The organism is Pseudomonas sp. 2(2015), from assembly GCF_000955865.1.
Lineage (GTDB): Bacteria > Pseudomonadota > Gammaproteobacteria > Pseudomonadales > Pseudomonadaceae > Aquipseudomonas.
On sequence record NZ_JYOF01000046.1, the window covers coordinates 1 to 5,356 of the forward strand.

3 protein-coding genes and 1 pseudogene are annotated in these 5,356 nt (G+C 59.7%); all 4 read left to right on the forward strand.

The genetic code is table 11. The features are described 5' to 3' along the window. Positions 1-541, forward strand: a pseudogene (locus tag UB48_RS26800) (type VI secretion system tip protein VgrG); the annotation flags it as partial. Continuing rightward, a complete protein-coding gene (locus UB48_RS26805) occupies positions 538-1,476 on the forward strand; it encodes a hypothetical protein (RefSeq protein ID WP_045202394.1) in 939 nt (312 codons plus the stop codon). The pseudogene UB48_RS26800 and the gene UB48_RS26805, both read left to right, overlap by 4 nt. Then, entirely contained in the window at positions 1,473-4,697 is a 3,225-nt protein-coding gene (locus UB48_RS26810) for a T6SS effector BTH_I2691 family protein (RefSeq protein WP_045202396.1), read from the forward strand. The genes UB48_RS26805 and UB48_RS26810 overlap by 4 nt, the downstream gene beginning before the upstream one ends. Before the next feature lie 82 nt (positions 4,698-4,779). Then, positions 4,780-5,356: DUF6708 domain-containing protein (locus UB48_RS28085; protein ID WP_177329196.1), on the forward strand; the 577-nt coding region annotated here is incomplete at its 3' end.

The following is a 5,356-nucleotide window of genomic DNA, read 5'->3' on the forward strand; positions in this document are numbered from 1 at the left end:
GGAAGAGGTGTTCATCCATGCCGAGAAGGACAAGAACGTTCATATCAAGCACAACAATGGGGTGTTTGTTGGCAATGATCGCAGTGAGACGGTGGGCAACGATGAAACCCTCTCCATCGGTCACAACCAGTCCCAGGACATAGGCCTGAACCGCTCGCTGAACATTGGCCAGAACCATGAGATCAGCATCGGCAATGACCGCTGGGAGCGCGTCGGCAATGACCGTTTTGACGCCACCACTGCCAACCATCGCACCGAAGTCGGCGGCCACAGCGAGCACCTCACCCACGGCCAGCATCACCTGAGCGCCGGCCAGGGCATGCAGCGCACCACCACAACCTACCAGCTGCAAGCCAGCGAGCGCCTGGTCATTCAGGCCCCTGGCGGCAGCCTGACGATCGATGCCCAGGGCATTCACCTCAATGGCCTGGCCATTACCCTACAGGGGCCGGTGCAAATGACCGCGCCGGGCAGCGCACAGCCCTTTTCCCTGCAGCTCTCGCCCGAGGCAGGGCAAGCCTGTGTGGAGAAAAACCGATGACGCCGGCGCTTGTGCAGAAGTTCGTTGATGAGATCTACACGCCCGAAGCAACGCTGTACCTGCTGCTCGACCCGTTGGCTGACTGTGCCTCGGACGATCCCCTGCATATCGAGGCGCTGCGCCAGACACTGGGCGACGATGCCCTCACCCGCGTGTGGCGTCCGGACCTTGAGCACACGCCGCACGCCTGCCCGGTGCTGGTGACCCTGGCCAGCCCCGGCGCCCGGCCTTCGGAGCGTCTGCTGTCGCTCTCGGCACAGCGTGTAAACGAGGACGCCACGCGCTCCCGACGCTACGTCTGCGGCTGGCTCAGCAGCAGCGTCACCACCGCTGCATTCAGTGCGCACCTGATCGCGCTCGGGCATCTGCCCATGGCACAGGGCACACAGTTCTTTCCGGTGTATGAACCGCTGCGCCTGGAATTGCTGGCCGGCACGTTGAAGCAGGCGGAACAGGGGTTCTGGTGGCCGATTCAGCACTGGCTGTTTCCCATGTCCAGCGGTGCCAGCAGCGTCATCAGTAGCCATCCGCACGCGAATGTCGTACCTCCTCCACTTGCTGGCGAGGTGCAGCAGGAGGTGGTGCTGGTGTCAACCGTACTTGCCACCTGGCGACGCGCCCTCAGCCTGCCGCTGACGTTCGCGCCGGCGCGCTGGACCGGTGCAACGACACTGCCGCCCCATGCCGCTGCCAAGGCCCATTACCAGATACACCAGGCCCGTCAGTTGGGCCTGAAAAACCATCACGACATCATCACCCTGGCCATGCACTGCCTGTTGCTGGATCTGCGGCTATATGAGCACGCCCGCGTCCGAGCACTGATCGACCAGGCGGCTCGAGGAACAGCATCGCTCAGTACCCTGCTCGCCCCTTGCAACGACAACAGCTGGCAACGGATTGTCACCGACCTGAGCCATGCAGGAGCATACCCTTGAGCCTGACTTCGCAACTCGCCATCGCCACCACCGAATGCCTGGTCAACAACGACCAATGCACGGTCTGCCAGCGTCAGGGCCTGCCCATTCTGCCGCTGCGCAAGGCCGTGGTGCCGCGCCTGGCCCATGAATACCCCCTGCCTGACGACAATACCCGCATGGGTTGGCGCACCCTGCGGGCAGGTTACCTATACGTGCTGCTCGACCGCCAGGTCTGGCAGGCCTATCAGGTCACGCCCGACGGTTACCTGCGTCAGTTCAACCCCTACCAGCCTGCGGCCACCAACGAGACACCGTTGGCCGATAGCTGCATCGCGGCCGGGCATGACTGCCCAGCGGCGTTGCTGAACATCGACACGCAAAAATACACCATGGCGTGGCTGGCCTTTGCCAGCGATCCGTGGCCCGCCAGCGTCCTCGCCGCCTACAAGAGCGGGCGTTTTCCCGAGCGTTTTCTAGCGCTTGACCTGGGCACAGCACGCAACGATCCGGCCAGCGTCGGCTGGGCCATGACGGCCGAAAACCTGCAGGTGGACAACAAAGTCTACGAGTACCGACAGCAGCCCAGTCCAAGCTTTGATAGCGTGCATGGTTTTTACTCTCGAGCCGGGCGCCTGACCGCGTTGCGAGGCTACCTGCGCAACGCCATCGCCCATCATGATCTGCCACACGGCGTGCTGGCCCTGGAACTGGACGACAGCATCGGCCTGGTGCAGGAACTCAACAGGATTCGCAACGGCTGGATTGGACACCGTCAACAGTGGATGAACACCCCGGACCGGGCCTATCAACAGCAGACCTCGCAACTGCTGCTGGCGATCCGCGCCATGCATCGCGACTGGGCAGAGCAGCAAACGCCAGCCACCCCCGACCCGCTCACCGGCGATGGCCCACCGGTGTTTGCCGATCCGCAACGGGTGCGCGAAAGGCTGGTCAACGAGCGCGCCCTCGAGCACACCAGACGATTGGAAGAGCGTTACAACGAGCAGCAACGCGCTGAGTTCCAGCAGCGCTATGACCAGCAGTTGGCAAGCTTCCAGCGCATCATCGACGGTGCCGGCCGAGCCTACGCCGGGGCCTGCCGCACGCCGGCCTTTTTATGCTGCGAACAGCACGATTACGACGGTGCCGATTTTGCCTCGGGCCAGGCCTACAGTCAGACCATGGCGCTGTGCCTGAGTGGCGGGATCAGCGAGGCCCCGGTAACAGACAGTGCTGACGCCGACTCGGGGCCTACGGCGATGCTCTGGGACACCTGGCTGCGCAACCCGCAGAGCCCCATCTACCGCGCGCTGCTGCGGCGTGACAGGCAACTGCTGGCCGAGCTGCTGCCGAGTTTCAAGGCCAGCACCGATACCGACTGGAACGACAGCGAAAAACTCTACGCTGCACTGAGCAAGATACTGGCCAGCGACGAGTCGATGCAGTTGCTGCGCACGTCTGTGCAAGACGCCATGGCCCAACTGCTGGGCGCCCTCAATGCCGCCAGCGCACGCCTGCAGCCTGCGCTCGGGCCAGGTGTCGAGCGAGCTGTGTCCCGGCTCAACAGCGCCATTCAACTGCTGCATAACGGCATTCACCTGACCGAGCTCAAGGTGCAGATGAAGCTCAGCGAGTACTACGCCCTGCAGTGTGAACACCTGCGTGAACTGCAACGCAAGGCTGTCGAGGCCTTCAACCAGAGCACCGAAGGAATCAAGGAGAGCCTGGGCAAGGTGAATCACGACGAACGCAAAGTGCGCAGGAATGTGATCCCGATGATCCAGGGTGGACTGCTGAGCCTGGCGGTGCTGGACCCCAAGCTGGCCGACCAGATGATCACCGTCAGTGTCTGGGTGGAAGGCGAAGTGGAAAAACTTCAGCGTGAACTGATGAGCGAAGCAAATCATGCCATCAACCGCGCGGGCAAAGGCGCACAGGACCTCCTGGAAGGCATCGTCGTAGCCGTCGGCAGCCTGGACCCGAAGGCCCGCGCGTTGCTGGACGGGATCAAGGTCTCCACACAGCAAGCGGCCAACTGGGTACGCACAGGTTTTACCGGGTTGCGCGGCATCGCAGGCAGTGGCGAGCTGCTGCTTGCTTTGGGAGGGATGTACCTGCTTGCCGACTCCATGAAAAAAAACCTTGAAGCCGTTGAGCAGACAATCGGCGACAAATCGCTTGAAGCCAGAATGGCTTTGCTTGGCAGCACCCTGGGGGTGCTGGGCGGCAGTGTGGAGATCGTAGGCAAGGCGCTGGAAGTAGGGGCGGTGAAGATTCAGCAGGCGGGTGCGTTGACTGCGCGGGCAACCGCTACTGCTGCCGCTACAGTCAACACAGGCAGAGTTCTTGTGAGAACGGGGGCCGTCGTTGGGGCGGTGGCAGGCCTATTCGACGCGACCCAGGCCGGTATGGCAGCCAAACGTAGTTTAAAAAGCGGTGACATCGGCGCAGCGAACCTTTACGTCATATCTATGACATCATCTGGCATTGGGGTGAGTTTGGGTATATATGCTGCCGTTATGGGAGCCAATGCATTGTTGGGTCCTATTGGAATAGCTGTAGCGCTAGGACTAATCGGGTACGGACTATATAAACTCGCTGAAGGAAGAGAGTCCTCCCCCCTCGAGATTTGGGCCAAAAGATGTTTCTTCGGCCGGGCGAATGAAACACCAAAAACCCATTGGAACACGCCCCAGCATGCCCATATAGCCATCGCAGAACTTAATGCTGCAACATTGGGCATCAACGCCGGAATGGAATTTCGTTCAATTTTGTCCACACAGGTTCTATTCGCGGGAGGGCCTGCGACGGCCAGATATGAGCAGCGTTTGCAATATCGTCTGTCACTGCCCTATTTCCAATCAGATCGCTCTGCATATCATTGGACGATCCATCTTCATCGTGAAGGCGACGGACCGTCTAAACGGCAGACAGCCGAAATAGCCGTCAAAGGCAGCTTGAACTCCCCAACTAGCGAACTCAATGCAGCGCCGGGCACGTCGAAACCGCCGAAAACGATTGACTATGCAGCAGACAGCGAAACGCCGAATCCCAGCATTCGTACAATTAAGCTAAACAATAACAGTACAATGCAAATCTTGGATATTACGGGAGTGTTAATACTGCCGCCTGGTCGCCAATTTAAAAAAATTGAAGCGTCCACGCTATCATTGACCTATTGGCCGGACCGCTATGTTCCTGACGCATATGCAACGCTTACGTTAACGTCGTCGCGGTAAGTATCAGACAATAACCAGAAACCTTCGACGTCCTGTCGTTACAGGGCCAACTGCTTCTACTATTGTTCCAGGAGCCAATTTCATGGGCATCATCCAGCCTTTACTCAACAAGCCAGCGCCCGGATGGAAGTACGACCTTCCCGGCCCCAATCAAGCACAGACAGTAAAGCTACATCCTCACATTTTGCTCAACGCCCCCAACCATATTGATGAATTGTATCTAGACTTGCCCCGCGCCACTGTTAGATCCCGCGGTATCGGCATCTGGCTAGCCATTTGTTTTCTTTTCTCATCTATAGCACCTCCAATTTTCATGTCTAACTACATCGTCGACACGGGCAACGCACCACCCCCCCTACTCGCTTTAAGCTTGCTACTCCCATTTATTACTAGTTTGTGGGGCGGCGTATATATGTGGAGAATGGACGTAGAAGCCCCTCGCGACCAACCCATTCGCTTCAACCGCCTGCGCCGCAAAGTCTACGTCTACCGCTTCTTTCATGACGGACGCCGGCCATTCAGCCGCAGCGCCTGGGGGGTACGGGTTGAAACTTACAACTGGGACGATTTGCGCGCTGAGGCCTGTAGCGTGTATGGCCCCATGGGCACTGGCGGCTTCATCGAAACAGTCACCCTCGCCGTGGTCAGCCCCGGCACCA

Bases quoted from the DNA above. Each gene is read 5' to 3' on its own strand.
- UB48_RS26805 (WP_045202394.1), top strand. From the start codon at position 538: ATGACGCCGGCGCTTGTGCAGAAGTTCGTTGATGAGATCTACACGCCC.